Raw genomic sequence first — 15,914 nt, 5'->3', positions numbered from 1 at the left:
CTCATTTGTAGATGAAGCCGACCACGCCGTGATAGCGGCCCGGCGGCCTGTCGGTCTGCATGGTGCCGTAGACGCGGTTGACGCGGCCGAGGAACATGCCGGCGCCGTCGCTCGCAGGATTGAAATTATCATCCGGCTTCGCCAGGTCGTTGCGTGCCACCGGCCGCGCCAGATAGGGTGTGATGATGATGACGAGCTCGCTTTCGTTGCGGACGAAATCGCGGCTGCGGAACAGCGTGCCGAGGACGGGAATTTTTGTCAGTCCGGGTAAACCGTCGACGGCTTGGCGGACATCGTCGCGGACGAGGCCAGCGATCATCATGGAACCGCCGGAAGGCAATTCCACGGTTGTGTCCGCCAGGCGTTTACGCAGCGATATGATGTTCGTGTCGCCCAACGCGAACGAACCTTCTGTAGTTGGCTCCGAAACCGCGGTTCTTACCTTCAGGCTGATGCGGCCGGCAGATAGCACCACCGGCTGGAACTCCAAGCCGATGCCGTACTCAACCTTGTCTGCCGTCCAGGTCCTTTCGCCAGTCTGATTGTCTGTCGATTTGTTGTTGGTGACGGAACTCACCAAGTTGTATTCGCCGCCGACCTTGAACGTCGCCTTCTCGCCCGACACGGCGGTCAGCGTCGGCTCCGCCAACGTCTTCATGACACCCGACTGTTCCATGGCGTTTATGGTGCCTTGCAGGGAAGAACTGGCGAAGTTCAGGCCCGAGCTGGAAAGAGGCTTGCCGAGACCGGGATAAGTGTCGACGGTAGAGCCAAAGGTTATGCCGTTGCTGCCACCGCTGCCAACCATATTGACGCCGAGCTGCTTCATCACCGAGCGGCTGACTTCCGCGACGGTCACCTTGAGCGTCACCTGGTCGTCGCCGACGATCTGCAGGAGGTTGACGATCTTGGAGGTGCGACGCTCCTGGTCTGGATTGTTGATGTCGACGCCGCCATTGACTGAGCCGCCGGCGGCGGTCTGCGAATATTGACCCGTCGTCGCTTCACCGCCGGACACGAAGATGGTGGCCAGGTCGACGGCGCGCTTGGCATCGAGTGGCGTGTCGACCATGCCCGTCAGGACGACGTTGTCGTTGAGCAGCTCGACCTTGATCTGCGAGGACGGAATGAAGCGCTTCAGATAGTCTTCCAGCCCGGCGACGTCGCGCTCGACGGCCAGATCCAGACTGACGATCTGCTCGCCATTGGGACCGAAAACGAAGATGTTGGTTTCGCCGACCGCCTTGCCGAAGAGATAGATGCGCCGCGCCGTGCGGGTCACGGCATCGGCAACCGCCGGATTGGCGACAAGGATGTCATAGGCGTCGCTCGGCAAGTCGATGACCACGGATTTGTTGAGGCCGAGCTTGACACGCTGCGTGGCGACGGAAGCCGACACGCCGGCGCTAGCGGCCTTGGCTTCGACCAGTCCAGGGGCGCTGGTGCCGACCAGGAAAAAACCGATCGCCGCGGCGGCGAGGGAGAGCAGCAGTTTACCGTTCAGCCTCATTTCCTTGCTCCCACCTCGGAAACTTCGCCCGACTTGATCAGACGCACCGTTCCGCGCCGGCCACTGCCGTTGACCAGATAGTCGGCCTCGTCCGTAACCTTTTCATGGATGTCGGTGATCGGGCGCAGCGCGAGAGTCAGGCGGTCCGCCATCTGCTGCGCGACCGTGATGATCTCCGCCTGTTGCGGCGTCAGCTCCAGCGTCGCAGTCTGGCCGACGCGGGTCTTCTTGCCCTCCTCGTCTTCCTGGATGGTCTGGTCGATAGCCAGGACGCGGATGTTCTTGAGGATCGTGGAGGTGTTGAAGCCGCTGCCGCCATTGCCGGTGTCGGCGCGGCGGGTCATGATGACGTCGACGAAGTCGTTGGGCAGGATGAAGCCGCCGGCGGACGTGTCGGCCGATATCGCGGTCGCGACGGCGCGCATGCCGGAAGGCAGGATCGACGACATGAAGCTCTGCCCCTCGCCGACCAGCTTGGAGCGCCGCAAAGGTTCGCCGGTATACATGGCGACACGGGCGACCGAGCCCTTGAGCTTTTCGATCGCATCAGGCTCGGCCGCGCGCGTGATGAAATTGGCGTTGACGCCATCGGCCGGCCATTGTTCCCAGCTGATGTTGTTGCCGAGCTGACTGCCCATCGGCACGTCGCCGGAAAGCACCAGCACATCCTGCAACGCGATCGCCGGCTGCTTGGGCGCATCGACCACGACCTGAGGCGGCGGCGCCACGACCATGTTCTTCGCCACATAGCCCGCGCCACCCGCCGCGACCGCAGCCACGCCCAGAATAATCAATCGGGATGCTGGCATTCGTCCGTAACCCTTCGCCTTAAAGGCAAACCACCTCGCCAGGCCGGACTTTGCAGCTGCAATCGTCAAAACAAGGTTAATGCAATGCTTACGATCGTGATTAATTTAAGGTTTACTCAAATTAGACGGAACGGCCCGCCGTTAACAAAAAAGGCGGCCGGGCCGCCTTGGAATTTAACAAAAAGGCGGCCAAGCCGCCCGGGAGTCGCCGATATCGATCTCGGCCCAAGCCTATGTCGTGAGCCTTTCCAGCGCCCAGACCATCAGCGGCGAGTCTGGGAAAGTGATCAGCCCACCCGCCCCCAGCGCGATGCCATATGGAACGCCGACGCTCTCGTCCGCGAAATGGCGCAGGAACCGGTTGTGACCGGTGTACATGGAGAGCGGTGATTTCCGGTAGGCTAAGATTGCCGCCGTAAGCAGGCCGCCGATGAAGGCCGACGTCACCAGATAGCCGATCAGGTTGATGTTGAGGCCCATCCATAGAGCGGTCGCGGCCAGAAGCTTGGCGTCGCCGCCGCCCATGCCGCCGAGCGCAAAGAGGCCGAACGTCACCGCAAGCACGAGGGCACCGGCAGCGAAGTGCCAGCCATAGGTTGCCCAATCCATACCGGTGAGTGGCGCGACAAGCGCGAATGTCGCCACCAACAGCACGGGAACGCGGTTGGCGATCGTCATCGACAAGGTGTCCGATACCGCAGCGTACAGCATGCAGAAGGGGAAGACGACGAAGATCACGGCTTCAAGCATCGGTTGCGGCGCCCATGCAGCTTTCCGGCGGCATCCTAGGCGCGCCGGATTAACGAACGATGAGGCCGGACGATCAAAGTCGGCCGGACGCATGAAAAAGGGCCGCCAGCTGGCAGCCCTTCTTTTTTGCGATTGAAAAGACGCGATAGCGCGGTCTTGTTACGGAGCCGTGGCGCCGTTGAGGGTCGAGGCGATGTTGGCGAACTTGGCGTTCAGCGCGCCACCGAGCTGGGTAGCACCGACCATGATGGCGAGCGCGATGAGGGCGGCGATCAGACCGTATTCGATGGCGGTTGCGCCGGATTCGTCCTTCACGAAACGTGCAATGAGATTAGACATTCGAGAGCTCCTACTCCACGTGTTACAGCACTTCCGTCAACTTCTCTTTGCGGTTGATCGGATGCTGCAAATCTAGGGAGAAGCCGTTTCGATCGGCTTAATAAACAGCCTTACCGATTCCTTTCCGGTGGCGAACGCGCCGGTTGGTTAACCGTGGCCTAAACATCGCCAGCCGGCTCGGGCCCTTGGGAAACCGGCGCTTGTGCACTATTCCTAAAACAGCAAGCGCCATCGACGCATAACGCACATGCAAGCCGATCCTTAATCATGCCGGGCCGGCTTAACCGTTGCTTCACCAATCTCGTTCATGTTCCGTGAAGAATCTGCCCGCCGGGAGCGCTTCAATGACGTCGTCGAGATCGCTGTTTCCAATCGCCGCGCTGCTGGCAACCGCCGCGTTGGTCATGCCGGCCAGGGCCGGCGCCGGCATAGAAGTCACCATGAACCAGGCAAAGATCGTCAAATTGTCACGCGCTGCCGACACGGTCGTCATCGGCAATCCGGCGATCGCCGACGCCTCCGTGCAGGACGCCTCGACCATCGTTCTCACCGGCAAGGGCTTCGGTGTCACCAACATGGTCGTGCTCGATTCGGACGGCAGCCCGATCATCGATGAACAGGTGACCGTCGTGCGGCAGGCCGCTTCCTCGGTACGCATCTACAGACGCGCCGAAGTCCAGACCATGTCCTGCACACCCTATTGCGAGAGTGCGTTCAAGAGCGAGGCCGAGAAGGCTTCCGAATCCGAAATGAGCGCCGGGCACTGAGCGTTGCGAAGGGGCGAACCCGCCGGCATTAAAGACAGCTTAATGCTCGCCCGACGAATTTAGCGATCATCCAAACCGGAACTCAATGGGTTTTCGCTAACCTTGCCGCCGGTACCATAAAGGGGATCGGCAGGACGCGGTATGAGCAAGGATGCCACAACCGGCAACGGCTTGGACAGCAAGGCGCGCGCCAGATCGCGCCCTGGCTTTTTCAGCGACAGGCGCGGCAGCACGGCGATGGAATTCGCGATGCTGGCCATACCGTTCGCGCTTCTCGTGTTCGCCATTCTCGAAAGCTGCATTTCGTTCGCCGGCCAGGAGGTGATGGCCAACGTCACCGACGACGTGGCCCGCCAACTGCGGACCGGGCAATTGCAAAAGACGAACGTCACCGAAGCCTCCATCAAGCAGCTGATCTGCAGCAGGCTTGAGATCATGGTGGCCCAGGGTTGCCCGGGGTTGCTGGTTGATTTGCGCGAATATCCGAGTTTCGCCGACGCCGCCACGGCGGGCTTCAAGATCGTCGACGGCGACATCGTGCTGGTGCAAGGCACCAACTCGATGACCTTCACGGTCTCGCCGGGGCTGGCGGAGTCCATCAACATGTTGCGGGTGTTCTACAAATGGCCGGTGATGACCGATTTCCTGGCCAAGTCGATGGCCAATCTGAAGGGCGGCAACACGCTGCATTTCGCATCGGTGACCTGGCAGAACGAGCCATTCGACGACAATTGAGGTTGCTCGACGGCTGAAGCCGCGGCGTGGAGGACGATATGCATAGTGCGGGGGCACTGCGGTGGATTTCGGCGAAGGTGGCGCGGTTTTGCCACGATCGCCGCGGCGTCGCGGCGATCGAGTTCGCGTTCATCGTGCCGGTGCTGCTGATCATGTATTTCATCACGATGGAGGCCTCGCAGGCTATCGAGACCAGCAAGAAGGTCAGCCGCATCGGCAGCATGGTGGCGGATCTCGTCACGCAGCAGCAGACCGTCGTGAAGGCCAACCTCGATGCAATGATGAAGATCGGCACATCGACGCTGCAGCCTTACAACCGTTCATTGCCGACGATCATCATCACAGGAATACAGATCACGGACGAAGCGTCGCCGAAGGTTCAGGTTGCATGGTCGCGTAAGCTGGTGGGCACCACCTACAGCGCCGACGCGGCCGTGAACTCGATCACCACGGTGCCGGCGACGCTGAAGATCCGCAACACCTTCCTGGTCCGCGTCGAGAGCGACCTCGGCTACAAACCGATCATCACATGGTCCGCCAGCAATTCGCAGGGGCTCGGGCTGACCTCGGCTTTCAGCAACATATCGATGAGCGAAACCTACTATCTACGGCCGCGCCGGTCCCCGACGATACCCTGCGGCGACTGCTGAAACGCTAGGGCACTTCACCGTTTCACGGACACGGTGAAGTGCCCTATCTCCTTGTTTTTACGCAATTCTGTGCGGAAAACCGGTCACACTGTTCCTGGAATTGCTCTAGTCCTGCCCGTCCGTTTCCCGCTGCACGATCGCCACCGCCATCGCATAGTCTTTCCGCGCGGCCGGCCCGAAGCCGCCGGAATGCGCCCGCTCCAACAGGTCGTACACATCGGGCGTCTGTGACCTGAGATTGGTCAGGAAGACCGTCAGCCGGCGCTTTGCCTCGGGGTCGAGATCGCTGCGGACGGCGTGCGGGCCGTAGCGCAAGAGGCCCGAGGTCCACAACACTCGAAGCGACCCCTCAGGGATGCCGGCAGCCTCCAGCCGCGCGACGCTGCCGTCGGAATGGCTGGGCTGGCCGTCGGCACCGGCCGGCTCCCACCCGAACAGGGCGTCCGCTTCGCCGCCAGCCAGCATCGTCTCGGCCGCGGTGGCTGAAGCGGCGTGCACAAGAAAGGGCGAATCCCGCGCGATCTTGGCGCCTTCGGCCGACAGCGCCGCCAGCGGCAGCAGAGAACCGCCGACATTGTCATCGGGCGCGATCGCGATTCGATGCGAGGCCAGTGCGGCGAGGTCCGGCACTTTGCCGTCACGCGTCACCAGGACGGAACGGATGCCAACGGCGCCGTCGGCATCGACCGGCGCCACCAGAGGCTCGACACAGCCGCAGCGCTCCGAAGCCGCGGCATACGCGAGAGCGGAATAGACTGCGTATTGCACGCGTCCGCTCGCCTGCGCCTCGATCAGCGCCGCGTAATCGCGCGCAACGACGAACTCGACCTTCATGCCGAGTGCATTGGCGTAGGCCTCGGTCAGGCGCGCGAGCCCCGGAACGGTGTTGCCGCCGCCCGGTTCGGCGACGATGCCGATGCGGAACGTTCCGATGTCGTCACGCCAGTCGGCGCGTGCCGGCCAGGAAGCAGCGCCGAACGTCGCGAGGACGACCGCGCACATTTTCACGGCCTGCCTTGCCGCGATTTTGCCGCGCCTTGCCATACCTGCTTCGTCCCCGCTGCATCCACGCCTCGCCGCAACTATGGCGCCAAGCGGTTGCGGTTTGGTTTCCGATTTGCCAACGCCGCCGGGGAACCCTATGTCTGGCAGCGAGCACTGACAACAAAGATACCCGTGGCGCGCGCGTTCCTGTTCGTTCTCGATTCTTTCGGCATCGGCGGCGCGGCCGACGCCGAACGCTATGGCGATGCCGGCGCCGACACGTTCGGACATATTTTTCAGGCCTGCGCCGATGGTCGCGCCGACCGGGAAGGTTTGCGAAACGGGCCGCTTGCGGTACCCAACATGATGGCGCTCGGTCTTGGCCGGGCGGCACGGACGGCGACCGGGCTCAAGCTCGACATCGATACACCGTTGCTTGCCTCGGCCTTCCATGGTGCCGCCCAGGAAGTGTCGAGCGGCAAGGATACTCCCTCCGGCCACTGGGAGATCGCCGGCCTGCCTGTGCGCTTCGACTGGGGCTATTTTCCCGACACGGTGCCGGCCTTCCCGGCGGAGCTCACCGACGCGATCATCCGCGAGGGCAAGCTGCCGGGCATCCTCGGCAACTGCCACGCGCCTGGAACCGAGATCATAGAGCGGCTCGGCGAGGAGCATATCCGCACCGGCAGGCCGATCTGCTACACATCGGTCGATTCCGTGTTGCAGATCGCCGCGCATGAAACGCATTTCGGGCTGGAGCGGCTTTATGAGCTTTGCCTCACGGTGCGGCGGCTGGCCGATCCGCTAAAGATCGGGCGCGTGATCGCGCGGCCATTCGTGGGCGAGACAAAAGCCACGTTCCAGCGCACCCACAATCGCCGCGACTATGCGGTGCCGCCGCCGGAAGAGACCCTGCTCGACCGGCTGACCGGCCGCGGCAGCAAGGTCATCGCCGTCGGCAAGATCGGCGACATCTTCGCTCATCGCGGCATTTCGGAAGTGCGCAAGGCCGGCGGCAACATGGCGATGTTCGACAAGGCGCTCGGCGCCATGGACGACGCCCGCGACGGCGATCTGGTCTTTGCCAATTTCGTCGATTTCGATACCGAGTTCGGCCACCGGCGCGATGTCGCCGGCTATGCCGCGGCGCTCGAAGCCTTCGACCGCCGGCTGGCCGAGGCGCTGTCGCGCGTCAGGCCAGGAGATCTGCTCATCCTCACCGCCGACCATGGCAACGATCCGACCTGGCGCGGCACCGACCATACGCGCGAGCGCGTTCCGGTGATCGGCATTGGGCCGGGGCTGAAGGGCGGCGACATCGGGCTGAGGCCGACTTTCGCCGATATCGGCGAAACCGTCGCGGATCATCTCGGCCTGGCAATCGGCCGCCATGGGACGTCCTTTCTCGCAACGATAGGCGGCCATGCCTGAGCTGCCTGAAGTCGAGACCGTACGCCGCGGGCTGCAGCCGGTCCTGGAAGGGGCGCGGTTCGTCAACGTCGAGGCGCGCAGGCCGGATCTTCGCTTTCCCTTTCCCGAGCGCTTTTCGGAGCGGCTTACCGGCAAGACCGTGACGGCGCTTGGCCGGCGCGCCAAATACCTGACGATGCATATCGAAAACGGCCCGGTTCTCATCTGTCATCTCGGCATGTCGGGATCGTTCCGGGTCGAGGCCGCCGGGAGTGGCGACGTCGCCGGCAGCTTCCACCACGAGCGCTCGAAAAGCGCGGCGCATGACCATGTCGTGTTCGATGTCGCCTCGACAACGGGCGAGCGATCGCGCGTCGTCTTCAACGACCCGCGCCGCTTCGGCTTCATGCTGTTTGCCGAAGGGCCGCCGGACACACATCCGATGCTGGCGGGGCTCGGCATCGAGCCAACCGGCAACGCGCTCGACGGCCCCCTGCTCGCCTCGCTGCTGAAGGATCGCAGATCGCCGCTCAAGGCGGCGCTGCTCGATCAGAGGCTGATCGCCGGACTAGGCAATATATATGTGGCGGAAGCCTTGTGGCGCGCCGGCCTCTCGCCGCTGCGCGAAGCCGGCACCATCGCCGGATCGGCCAAGAAGGCGAAAGAGCAAAGCGAACGTCTTGCCGGGGCGATCCGCTCGGTCATCGCCGATGCGATCGCCGCGGGCGGCTCCTCGCTGCGCGACTATGTCCAGGCCGACGGATCGCTCGGCTATTTCCAGCATTCCTTCGCAGTGTACGACCGGGAGGGCGAGCCGTGCCCGAAGCCGGGCTGCCACGGCCACATCGAGCGCATCGTGCAGAGCGGCCGCTCGACCTTCTATTGCCGGACCTGTCAGCGGTAAGCTAGGAACGGTATCGATCACCCCACTGCCGCGGAAGGAAGAGCCCATGACCTATGAAACCATTCTGGCGGAAACACGCGGCAAGGTCGGGCTGATCACGCTGAACCGGCCCAAGGCGCTCAATGCGCTGAATTCGCAGGTCCTCGCGGAGGTCTTGGCGGCGACGAGCGCGTTCAACGCCGATCCCGCGATCGGCGCGATGGTGCTTACGGGCTCGGAAAAGGCGTTTGCCGCCGGTGCCGACATCAAGGAAATGCAGGCGCTGTCCTTCGCCGACGCCTACAGCCAGGATTTCTTCGTCGGCTGGGAGGAATTCACACGCATCCGCAAGCCCATCATCGCGGCAGTCGCGGGCTATGCACTCGGCGGCGGCTGCGAGCTGGCCATGATGTGCGACTTCATCATCGCCGGCGACAATGCCAAGTTCGGCCAGCCCGAAATCACGCTCGGCGTCATGCCGGGCATGGGCGGATCGCAGCGGCTGACCCGCTTCGTCGGCAAGTCGAAGGCGATGGACATGTGCCTGACCGGGCGGATGATGGACGCGGCCGAAGCCGAGCGGAGCGGGCTGGTGTCGCGGGTGGTGCCGGTCGCCGAACTCACCGAGGAAGCACTGAAAGCGGCAGCGAAGATCGCGGAGTTCTCGCTGCCGTCGGTGATGATGACCAAGGAGGCGGTCAACCGCGCTTATGAGACGACGCTCGCCGAAGGGCTGCGCTTCGAACGCCGCCTGTTCCATTCACTGTTTGCGCTCGACGATCAGAAAGAAGGCATGGCCGCCTTCGTCGAGAAGCGGAAGCCGAATTTCACCAACCGCTAGGCCGTGGCGCCCGATGATTGAAAGCGGGTGACGACGCGCCGCGCTTTCAGTCTCCAAAAGACCACCCAAAAAGACTTCCCAGTGGCGTTGACGCGCCGGAAAAGCTGAACTATAAGCCGCACCAACCGAGGCGGCCCTGTGGCTGCCCGTTTGTTTTTTGCGCCCTGCGGCACCCCGCTGGCGCTCACCAGATCAGAAGAGAGGCATCATGGCCAATACGTCCTCGGCCAAAAAGGCAACGCGCAAGATCGCCCGCCGCGCAGCGATCAACAAGAACCGTCGCTCGCGCGTCCGCACCTATGTCCGCAAGGTCGAAGAGGCGCTGGCCGCCGGCGACAAGGCTGCGGCGGTGGAAGCCTTCAAGGCTGCGGAGCCGGAATTGATGCGCGCCGCCACCAAGGGCGTTGTCCACAAGAACACGGCTTCGCGCAAGGTCTCGCGGCTGGCCCAGCGGGTCAAGACGCTGTCGGCCTGACCGACTCCTCTTCCACTCAGTCGATACTGAACCCGGCCGTACAGGCCGGGTTTTTTCGTTTGCCGGCAAGTACTTAAAAAGTTTGCTCGCAAGCTGCACTTGTGAGCGATTCCAATGCCGGTAATGTTTTGCCGGCATATTCAGTGCCGCTGATATCGGCACGCCCTCGCCGCGGCAACTGCCCAAATTTGCCTATCAAGAAATCCCTAGATTTTTCAATGGCTTACGGCGGGTCATCCACAGCTTGTTCAACTCATGACCGAGCGATAGGGGAGAAGTAGCTGTCAAGAGAATTATTTCAGAATATTTCGTTTCAGGCGGCCTTTTTCATATTCGCCGGAAAAGGGTTTGAATCACAAAGGCTTTGTCAAAACGTGCCGTCGCGGCACCCGATTTGAAGCCCTCTCCGGTAACCAGATTCGTTAAAAAACCGTTAGATGTGGCCTTGCCCTATCCACAGCGATTTCGGTAATGTCCATCCATCGAAGGGACGGGCTCTAGCCCTTGACCCAGCCTGAATCGGCCAGCACAAAATGGCGGAATTCATGACGTGGAGCAATTCCGCGTGTGGCTTGGTTTGTCTCTTCGATGCGGGTAGGGGACTGGCGTAATTGTACATGGCAGTCGATGTCTCACCGGCCTTTCCGCCGGACGGCAGTGCATTGCCTTGTCTTTGTTGGAAGCCGGCGTGCGGAGCCGGCAGCTGGTCCCTTGCGCGAGTTGCGACGATCGTTGCCGGCGGCGGCAACGGCAGCGCAGCAAATGAGGTCGCCGGACCAAGGATGCAGGAGGCGCATTCCCGGCGGAAAAAAGGGTACGAGAAGACAAGGGACTTGATCATGCAAAGCGGCATCGAGAGGGAGATAGCGGGCGAACTCCCGTTTCCATCAACTTTTGTCGGAGGGGGCGACATGGTGGCATCCAGCGACGCGGAACAGAAGTTCGAACGGGTCAAGGCTCAGCTGAAAGCGCGTCTCGGAGCCGAGGTCTATTCGAGCTGGTTCGGTCGCATGAAGGTCGCCGAGGCCTCCCGCGGCATTGTCCGCATCTCCGTGCCGACAGCCTTCCTGCGGTCCTGGATCAACGGCCATTACCTCGAGCTCATCGCCGAGCTTTGGCGGCATGAGGATCCGGACGTCCTCAAGATCGAGATCATCGTGCGCACCGCCACGCGCCAGGGGCGCAACCATGTCGAGCCGGAAGTGGCGCCGCCGCGCAAGATGACCAAGCAGACCCACACCGCGCTTGCCAACGGCACCGCGAGCGCCGGGCGCGTGGAACAACGGGCGCCGGCGCCGCGCCCGGGCGCGCCCGCGGAACCGGAGTTCCGCCACAATGTTCTGGGGTCGCCGCTCGATCCGCGCTACACGTTCAGCTCCTTCATCGAGGGGCCGTCGAACAGAGTGGCCTTCGCGGCGGCGAGAGCCGTGGCGGAATCGCAGTCGAGCGCGGTGCGCTTCAACCCGCTTTTCCTGCACGCGACCGTCGGGCTCGGCAAGACGCACCTGCTGCAGGCGATCGCAGCGGAATCGCTGCGGCACAACCCGAAGTCTCGCGTCGTCTACCTGACGGCGGAATATTTCATGTGGCGCTTTGCCACCGCGATCCGCGACAACAACGCGCTGACGCTGAAAGAGCAGCTGCGCGACATCGATCTCTTGATCATCGACGACATGCAGTTCCTGCAGGGCAAGTCGATTCAGCATGAATTCTGCCACCTCATCAACATGCTGCTCGACAGCGCCAAACAGGTCGTGGTCGCGGCCGACCGGCCGCCGTCGGAACTGGAATCGCTGGAGCCGCGCGTGCGTTCGCGGCTGAACGGCGGCGTGGCGCTGGAAATGTCGGCGCCGGATTTCGCCATGCGGCTCGGCATGCTGAAGCTGCGCCGCGCCACCGCCAAGACCGATGACACCTCGCTCGACATCTCCGACGAAATCCTGGAGCATGTCGCGCGCACGGTGACCGGCAGCGGGCGCGAGCTCGAAGGCGCCTTCAACCAGCTTCTGTTCCGCCAATCCTTCGAGCCGCAGATCACCATCGACCGCATCGACGAGATCCTCGGTCACATCTACCGCTCCGGCGAGCCGAAGCGCGTGCGCATCGAGGACATCCAGCGCATCGTGGCGCGCCACTACAACGTGTCGAAGACGGAGCTTCTGTCCAACCGGCGCACGCGCACGATCGTCAAGCCGCGGCAGGTGGCGATGTATCTGTCGAAAGTGATGACGCCGCGCTCGTTACCGGAGATCGGGCGGCGCTTCGGCGGCCGCGACCACACGACCGTGCTGCATGCCGTGCGCAAGATCGAGGACCTTTCGGGCGGGGACAATACGCTGGCGCAGGAGCTCGAACTGCTCAGAAGGCTGATCAACGACCAGGCCTGAGGGATCGCGGAAACAGTCGACGACGTGCTTCGCCGGCTTTATCCCCAGAAAGCCCGCGCTGCCGGCCGTAACCGGTGCCGCGGGCTTGCGTTCGCAGGCTTTTTACTGTCAGCTTACGGAGATTCTGGAAGCCTTTCAGGGCTTTCGCGGGATGCCGTCTGCCGGTGACCCGTTCATTCATTGAAGCGAGCCTGTTTCGTCATGCGTGTTATCCTGGAACGGTCAAATCTCCTGAAGTCCCTCAACCACGTCCATCGCGTGGTCGAGCGGCGCAACACCATACCGATCCTGTCCAACGTGCTGCTCAGCGCCGAGGGCGCCAGCCTCGAGATGAAGGCCACCGACCTCGACCTCGAAGTGACGGAGGCGACGCCCGCCAAGGTCGAGCGCGGCGGCGCGACGACGGTGCCGGCGCATCTGCTCTACGACATCGTGCGCAAGCTTTCCGACGGCGCCGAGGTGATGCTGAAGACGGACGAGGACGGCAACGCGATGACCGTCACCTCGGGACGTTCGAGCTTCCGTCTGCAGTGCCTGCCGCAATCCGACTTCCCGGAGCTCTCGGCCGGTTCGTTCTCGCATATCTTCCGGTTGGAATCGGCGGCGCTCAAGGGGCTGATCGACAAAACCCAGTTCGCCATCTCCACCGAGGAGACGCGCTACTACCTCAACGGCATCTTCCTGCACACGCATGAGGTGGGCGGCAAGTTGAAGCTGCGCTCGGTGGCGACCGACGGACACCGCCTGGCGCGCGCCGAGATCGACGCGCCGGCGGGCTCGGAAGGCATGCCCGGCATCATCATTCCGCGCAAGACGGTGAGCGAGCTGCAGAAGCTGGTCGACGATCCCGATGTGGCGGTGACCACCGAGCTGTCGGATACCAAGATCCGCTTCACCATCGGCAGCGTCGTTTTGACCTCGAAGCTGATCGACGGCACCTTCCCCGACTATCAGCGCGTCATCCCGACCGGCAATGACAAGAAGCTGATCATCGACCGCCAGAGCTTCGCGGCTGCGGTCGACCGCGTTTCAACCATTTCCTCCGAACGCGGCCGGGCCGTGAAGCTGTCGATCAATGACGGCCAGCTCACCTTAGCCGTCAACAACCCCGACTCTGGCAGCGCCACCGAGGAACTGGCGGCCGACTATTCGGCGGACCCGATCGAGATCGGCTTCAACGCCAAATACCTGCTCGATGTCGCCGCCCAGCTCACGGGTTCCGAGGCCAAGTTCATGCTGGCCGACGCCGGTTCGCCGACGCTGATCCACGACATGGCCGACGAGACCGCGCTCTACGTGCTGATGCCGATGCGGGTCTAGGTCCGGGGCGGACCTGATGTGTTACCTTGACCACGGACGCCAGACAGCTTCGGCAGCAAAGCTATATAAGTAAGCTAACACTTACGAATTTCCGCAACTACGCAGCGCTTTCGCTCGACCTAGCGCCCGGCGCTGTGGTGCTGTCGGGCGACAATGGCGCGGGCAAGACCAATCTCTTGGAAGCGATCTCGTTTCTGACACCCGGCCGGGGCCTGCGCCGCGCGCCCTATGCAGATGTGGCGCGCGAAGGCGGCGACGGCGGCTTCGCTCTGCATGCGCGCATCGACGGACCGGAAGGCCAGGTCGAGATCGGCACTGGCATCTCCGGCGGCGACGCAGCCGGCGAAAGCGGCAGGAAGGTGCGGATCAACGGCGCGCCGGCGCGATCGGCCGAGGACATGCTGGAGTGGCTGCGGGTCGTCTGGCTGACGCCGGCGATGGATGGCCTGTTTCCTGGGCCGGCGGCGGACCGCCGCCGCTTTCTCGACCGGCTGGTGCTGGCGATCGATCCCGGCCATGGCCAGCGCGCGCTCGACTATGAGAAGGCCATGCGCGGCCGTAACCGCCTGCTTACCGAAGGTTCCCGCGATGGCGCCTGGTTCGACGCGATCGAGACGCAGATGGCCGAGACCGGGGTGGCGATCGCCGCCGCGCGGGCAGAGCTGGTGCGGCTGCTTGCAGCCATGATCGACAGATTGCCCGGCAGCGGGCCGTTTCCGCAGGCCGACATCAGTCTTGCCGGCGACCTGGAGAGCGAGGTCGCCGTCGCGCCGGCCGTCGATGTCGAGGAGCGCTTCCGCCGCGCGCTTGCCAATGGCCGCGAGCGCGACCGCGCCGCCGGCCGTACGCTGGACGGTCCGCATCGCTCCGATCTCCTGGTACGGCACCGGCCGAAGTCGATGCCGGCGGAACTGTGCTCGACCGGCGAGCAGAAGGCGCTGCTGGTCGGCATCGTTTTGTCGCATGCCAGGCTGACCGGTGAGATGTCGGGACTGACGCCGATCCTTCTCCTGGACGAGATCGCCGCGCATCTCGACGCGGGCCGGCGCGCGGCGTTGTTCTCGATCCTGGAAGAGCTGAATTGCCAGGCCTTCATGACCGGCACCGATGCGGCCCTGTTTTCGAGTCTTGCCGGCCGGGCGCAGTTCCTGACGGTCGATCACGGCAGCATCGGACTGACGGCGAGCCCTTGAAGCCATTTTCGCGCTGCGCCACCAGGGTTTGCCGCGCGTGTGGACCACAAGGCTTCGCCTTGCGCTTACTGACAAGGGTCTACGCCGGCGATATGGTTCGACTATGACCGACACCGCCCTGACCGACGAAGAGCTCGAACGCTATGCCCGCCACATCGTGCTGCCGGAGATCGGCGGGCCGGGCCAGCAGAAGCTGAAACGGGCGCGGGTGCTGGTGATCGGCGCCGGCGGGCTCGGCGCGCCGGTGCTGGAATATCTTGCCGCCGCCGGCGTCGGTACGCTCGGCATCGTCGATGACGATACGGTTTCCCTGTCCAACCTGCAGCGGCAGGTGATCCATGGCAGCGACACGATCGGCATGGCCAAGACCGACAGCGCACGAGAAGCGATCATGCGCATCAATCCCAATGTCACGGTGGAATCGCATCGCCTGAGGCTGACGGCGGAAAACGCCCCTGCCCTCGTCGCCCGCTACGATGTCGTTGTCGACGGCTCCGACAATTTCGAGACGCGCTACGCGGCCGCCGATGCCTGCGCCGGCGAGAAGAAGCCCCTCGTCACGGCCGCCGTCGGCCGCTTCGACGGGTCGGTGACGGTGTTGAAGCCGTTCGAGACAGGCGCGGACGGCAAACGCAATCCGAGCTATCGCGACCTGTTCCCGGAGGCGCCGCCCGAAGGGCTGGTGCCGTCCTGCGCCGTCGCCGGTATAGTCGGCGCGCTGACGGGCGTTATCGGCACGCTGGAGGCGATGGAGGCCGTCAAGCTGATCACCGGCATAGGCGAGCCGCTGATCGGCCGCCTGCTGCTCTACGATGGCCTCACGGCCCGCTTCGACACCATCCGCTACAAGGCCGTCTGAGC

Annotated in this window: 16 protein-coding genes and 1 pseudogene; 11 read left to right on the top strand and 6 right to left on the bottom strand. The window is 63.5% G+C overall.

Annotated elements, in window-relative coordinates; genetic code table 11:
• Position 1: 1 nt before the first annotated feature.
• The 4 genes from MJ8_RS04295 to MJ8_RS04280 form a co-directional block, all read right to left on the bottom strand.
• Positions 2–1,510 carry a type II and III secretion system protein family protein gene (locus MJ8_RS04295; RefSeq protein WP_201413243.1) on the bottom strand — a complete coding sequence of 503 codons (1,509 nt, stop codon included), beginning with the start codon at positions 1,508–1,510 and terminating at the stop codon, positions 2–4.
• A complete protein-coding gene (gene cpaB, locus MJ8_RS04290) occupies positions 1,507–2,319 on the bottom strand; it encodes a Flp pilus assembly protein CpaB (RefSeq protein WP_201413242.1) in 813 nt (270 codons plus the stop codon). The genes MJ8_RS04295 and cpaB overlap by 4 nt, the downstream gene beginning before the upstream one ends.
• A 231-nt stretch (positions 2,320–2,550) precedes the next feature.
• On the bottom strand, positions 2,551–3,069 hold the full coding sequence (locus tag MJ8_RS04285; protein WP_201413241.1) for a prepilin peptidase: 519 nt from the start codon (positions 3,067–3,069) through the stop codon (positions 2,551–2,553).
• A gap of 159 nt (positions 3,070–3,228) precedes the next feature.
• Positions 3,229–3,408 carry a Flp family type IVb pilin gene (locus MJ8_RS04280; protein ID WP_201413240.1) on the bottom strand — a complete coding sequence of 60 codons (180 nt, stop codon included), beginning with the start codon at positions 3,406–3,408 and terminating at the stop codon, positions 3,229–3,231.
• 344 nt (positions 3,409–3,752) lie between these two features.
• On the opposite strand from MJ8_RS04280, the gene MJ8_RS04275 reads away from it, so the two are divergent.
• A complete protein-coding gene (locus MJ8_RS04275; RefSeq protein WP_201413239.1) occupies positions 3,753–4,175 on the top strand; it encodes a pilus assembly protein N-terminal domain-containing protein in 423 nt (140 codons plus the stop codon).
• Between the two features lie 59 nt (positions 4,176–4,234).
• Here MJ8_RS04275 and MJ8_RS32120 read toward each other — a convergent pair whose 3' ends face one another.
• Positions 4,235–4,435 carry a hypothetical protein gene (locus MJ8_RS32120; RefSeq protein ID WP_225248121.1) on the bottom strand — a complete coding sequence of 67 codons (201 nt, stop codon included), beginning with the start codon at positions 4,433–4,435 and terminating at the stop codon, positions 4,235–4,237.
• On the opposite strand from MJ8_RS32120, the gene MJ8_RS04270 reads away from it, so the two are divergent.
• Positions 4,413–4,910 (top strand): TadE/TadG family type IV pilus assembly protein, encoded by a 498-nt coding sequence (locus MJ8_RS04270; protein ID WP_225248120.1) that lies wholly within the window; start codon positions 4,413–4,415, stop codon positions 4,908–4,910. The genes MJ8_RS32120 and MJ8_RS04270 overlap by 23 nt on opposite strands.
• A 38-nt stretch (positions 4,911–4,948) precedes the next feature.
• Entirely contained in the window at positions 4,949–5,560 is a 612-nt protein-coding gene (locus tag MJ8_RS04265) for a TadE/TadG family type IV pilus assembly protein (protein WP_201413237.1), read from the top strand.
• Positions 5,561–5,665: 105 nt separating this feature from the next.
• Here the strand turns inward: MJ8_RS04265 and MJ8_RS04260 are convergent, their stop codons facing one another.
• Positions 5,666–6,562 (bottom strand): phosphate/phosphite/phosphonate ABC transporter substrate-binding protein, encoded by an 897-nt coding sequence (locus MJ8_RS04260; protein ID WP_225248284.1) that lies wholly within the window; start codon positions 6,560–6,562, stop codon positions 5,666–5,668.
• A gap of 174 nt (positions 6,563–6,736) precedes the next feature.
• Here MJ8_RS04260 and MJ8_RS04255 point away from each other — a divergent pair, with 174 nt between their 5' ends.
• The 8 genes and pseudogenes from MJ8_RS04255 (at position 6,737) to MJ8_RS04220 (ending at position 15,912) form a co-directional block, all read left to right on the top strand.
• The gene (locus tag MJ8_RS04255) at positions 6,737–7,975 is read left to right on the top strand and encodes a phosphopentomutase (RefSeq protein ID WP_201413235.1); all 1,239 of its coding nucleotides are present in this window, start codon (positions 6,737–6,739) and stop codon (positions 7,973–7,975) included.
• Positions 7,968–8,858, top strand: coding sequence for a bifunctional DNA-formamidopyrimidine glycosylase/DNA-(apurinic or apyrimidinic site) lyase (gene mutM, locus MJ8_RS04250; RefSeq protein ID WP_201413234.1), 891 nt, complete (start codon positions 7,968–7,970; stop codon positions 8,856–8,858). Before MJ8_RS04255 ends, mutM begins: the two co-directional genes overlap by 8 nt.
• A gap of 46 nt (positions 8,859–8,904) precedes the next feature.
• The gene (locus MJ8_RS04245) at positions 8,905–9,678 is read left to right on the top strand and encodes an enoyl-CoA hydratase (protein WP_201413233.1); all 774 of its coding nucleotides are present in this window, start codon (positions 8,905–8,907) and stop codon (positions 9,676–9,678) included.
• 208 nt (positions 9,679–9,886) lie between these two features.
• A complete protein-coding gene (gene rpsT, locus MJ8_RS04240) occupies positions 9,887–10,153 on the top strand; it encodes a 30S ribosomal protein S20 (protein WP_201413232.1) in 267 nt (88 codons plus the stop codon).
• A gap of 938 nt (positions 10,154–11,091) precedes the next feature.
• Positions 11,092–12,540 (top strand): annotated as a pseudogene (dnaA, locus tag MJ8_RS04235) (chromosomal replication initiator protein DnaA); the annotation flags it as partial.
• A 201-nt stretch (positions 12,541–12,741) separates the two neighbouring features.
• Positions 12,742–13,860 carry a DNA polymerase III subunit beta gene (gene dnaN / locus MJ8_RS04230; RefSeq protein WP_201413230.1) on the top strand — a complete coding sequence of 373 codons (1,119 nt, stop codon included), beginning with the start codon at positions 12,742–12,744 and terminating at the stop codon, positions 13,858–13,860.
• Positions 13,861–13,886: 26 nt separating this feature from the next.
• The gene (gene recF, locus MJ8_RS04225) at positions 13,887–15,053 is read left to right on the top strand and encodes a DNA replication/repair protein RecF (protein ID WP_201413229.1); all 1,167 of its coding nucleotides are present in this window, start codon (positions 13,887–13,889) and stop codon (positions 15,051–15,053) included.
• A 103-nt stretch (positions 15,054–15,156) separates the two neighbouring features.
• Complete coding sequence (locus MJ8_RS04220; protein WP_201413228.1) at positions 15,157–15,912, top strand: molybdopterin-synthase adenylyltransferase MoeB; 756 nt, start codon at positions 15,157–15,159, stop codon at positions 15,910–15,912.
• Positions 15,913–15,914 lie beyond the last annotated feature (2 nt).

This window comes from Mesorhizobium sp. J8, from assembly GCF_016591715.1.
Classification (GTDB): Bacteria; Pseudomonadota; Alphaproteobacteria; order Rhizobiales; family Rhizobiaceae; genus Mesorhizobium.
This window is presented reverse-complemented; position numbering and strand designations above follow the sequence as displayed.

Coding starts and splice junctions, on each gene's coding strand:
- MJ8_RS04270 (WP_225248120.1), top strand. CDS start 4,413: ATGGAATTCGCGATGCTGGCCATACCGTTCGCGCTTCTCGTGTTCGCC.
- MJ8_RS04295 (WP_201413243.1), bottom strand. CDS start 1,510: ATGAGGCTGAACGGTAAACTGCTGCTCTCCCTCGCCGCCGCGGCGATC.
- dnaN (WP_201413230.1), top strand. CDS start 12,742: ATGCGTGTTATCCTGGAACGGTCAAATCTCCTGAAGTCCCTCAACCAC.
- MJ8_RS04285 (WP_201413241.1), bottom strand. CDS start 3,069: ATGCTTGAAGCCGTGATCTTCGTCGTCTTCCCCTTCTGCATGCTGTAC.
- mutM (WP_201413234.1), top strand. CDS start 7,968: ATGCCTGAGCTGCCTGAAGTCGAGACCGTACGCCGCGGGCTGCAGCCG.
- MJ8_RS04275 (WP_201413239.1), top strand. CDS start 3,753: ATGACGTCGTCGAGATCGCTGTTTCCAATCGCCGCGCTGCTGGCAACC.
- MJ8_RS32120 (WP_225248121.1), bottom strand. CDS start 4,435: ATGGCCAGCATCGCGAATTCCATCGCCGTGCTGCCGCGCCTGTCGCTG.
- MJ8_RS04280 (WP_201413240.1), bottom strand. CDS start 3,408: ATGTCTAATCTCATTGCACGTTTCGTGAAGGACGAATCCGGCGCAACC.
- MJ8_RS04220 (WP_201413228.1), top strand. CDS start 15,157: ATGACCGACACCGCCCTGACCGACGAAGAGCTCGAACGCTATGCCCGC.
- MJ8_RS04265 (WP_201413237.1), top strand. CDS start 4,949: ATGCATAGTGCGGGGGCACTGCGGTGGATTTCGGCGAAGGTGGCGCGG.
- MJ8_RS04260 (WP_225248284.1), bottom strand. CDS start 6,562: ATGTGCGCGGTCGTCCTCGCGACGTTCGGCGCTGCTTCCTGGCCGGCA.
- cpaB (WP_201413242.1), bottom strand. CDS start 2,319: ATGCCAGCATCCCGATTGATTATTCTGGGCGTGGCTGCGGTCGCGGCG.
- MJ8_RS04245 (WP_201413233.1), top strand. CDS start 8,905: ATGACCTATGAAACCATTCTGGCGGAAACACGCGGCAAGGTCGGGCTG.
- rpsT (WP_201413232.1), top strand. CDS start 9,887: ATGGCCAATACGTCCTCGGCCAAAAAGGCAACGCGCAAGATCGCCCGC.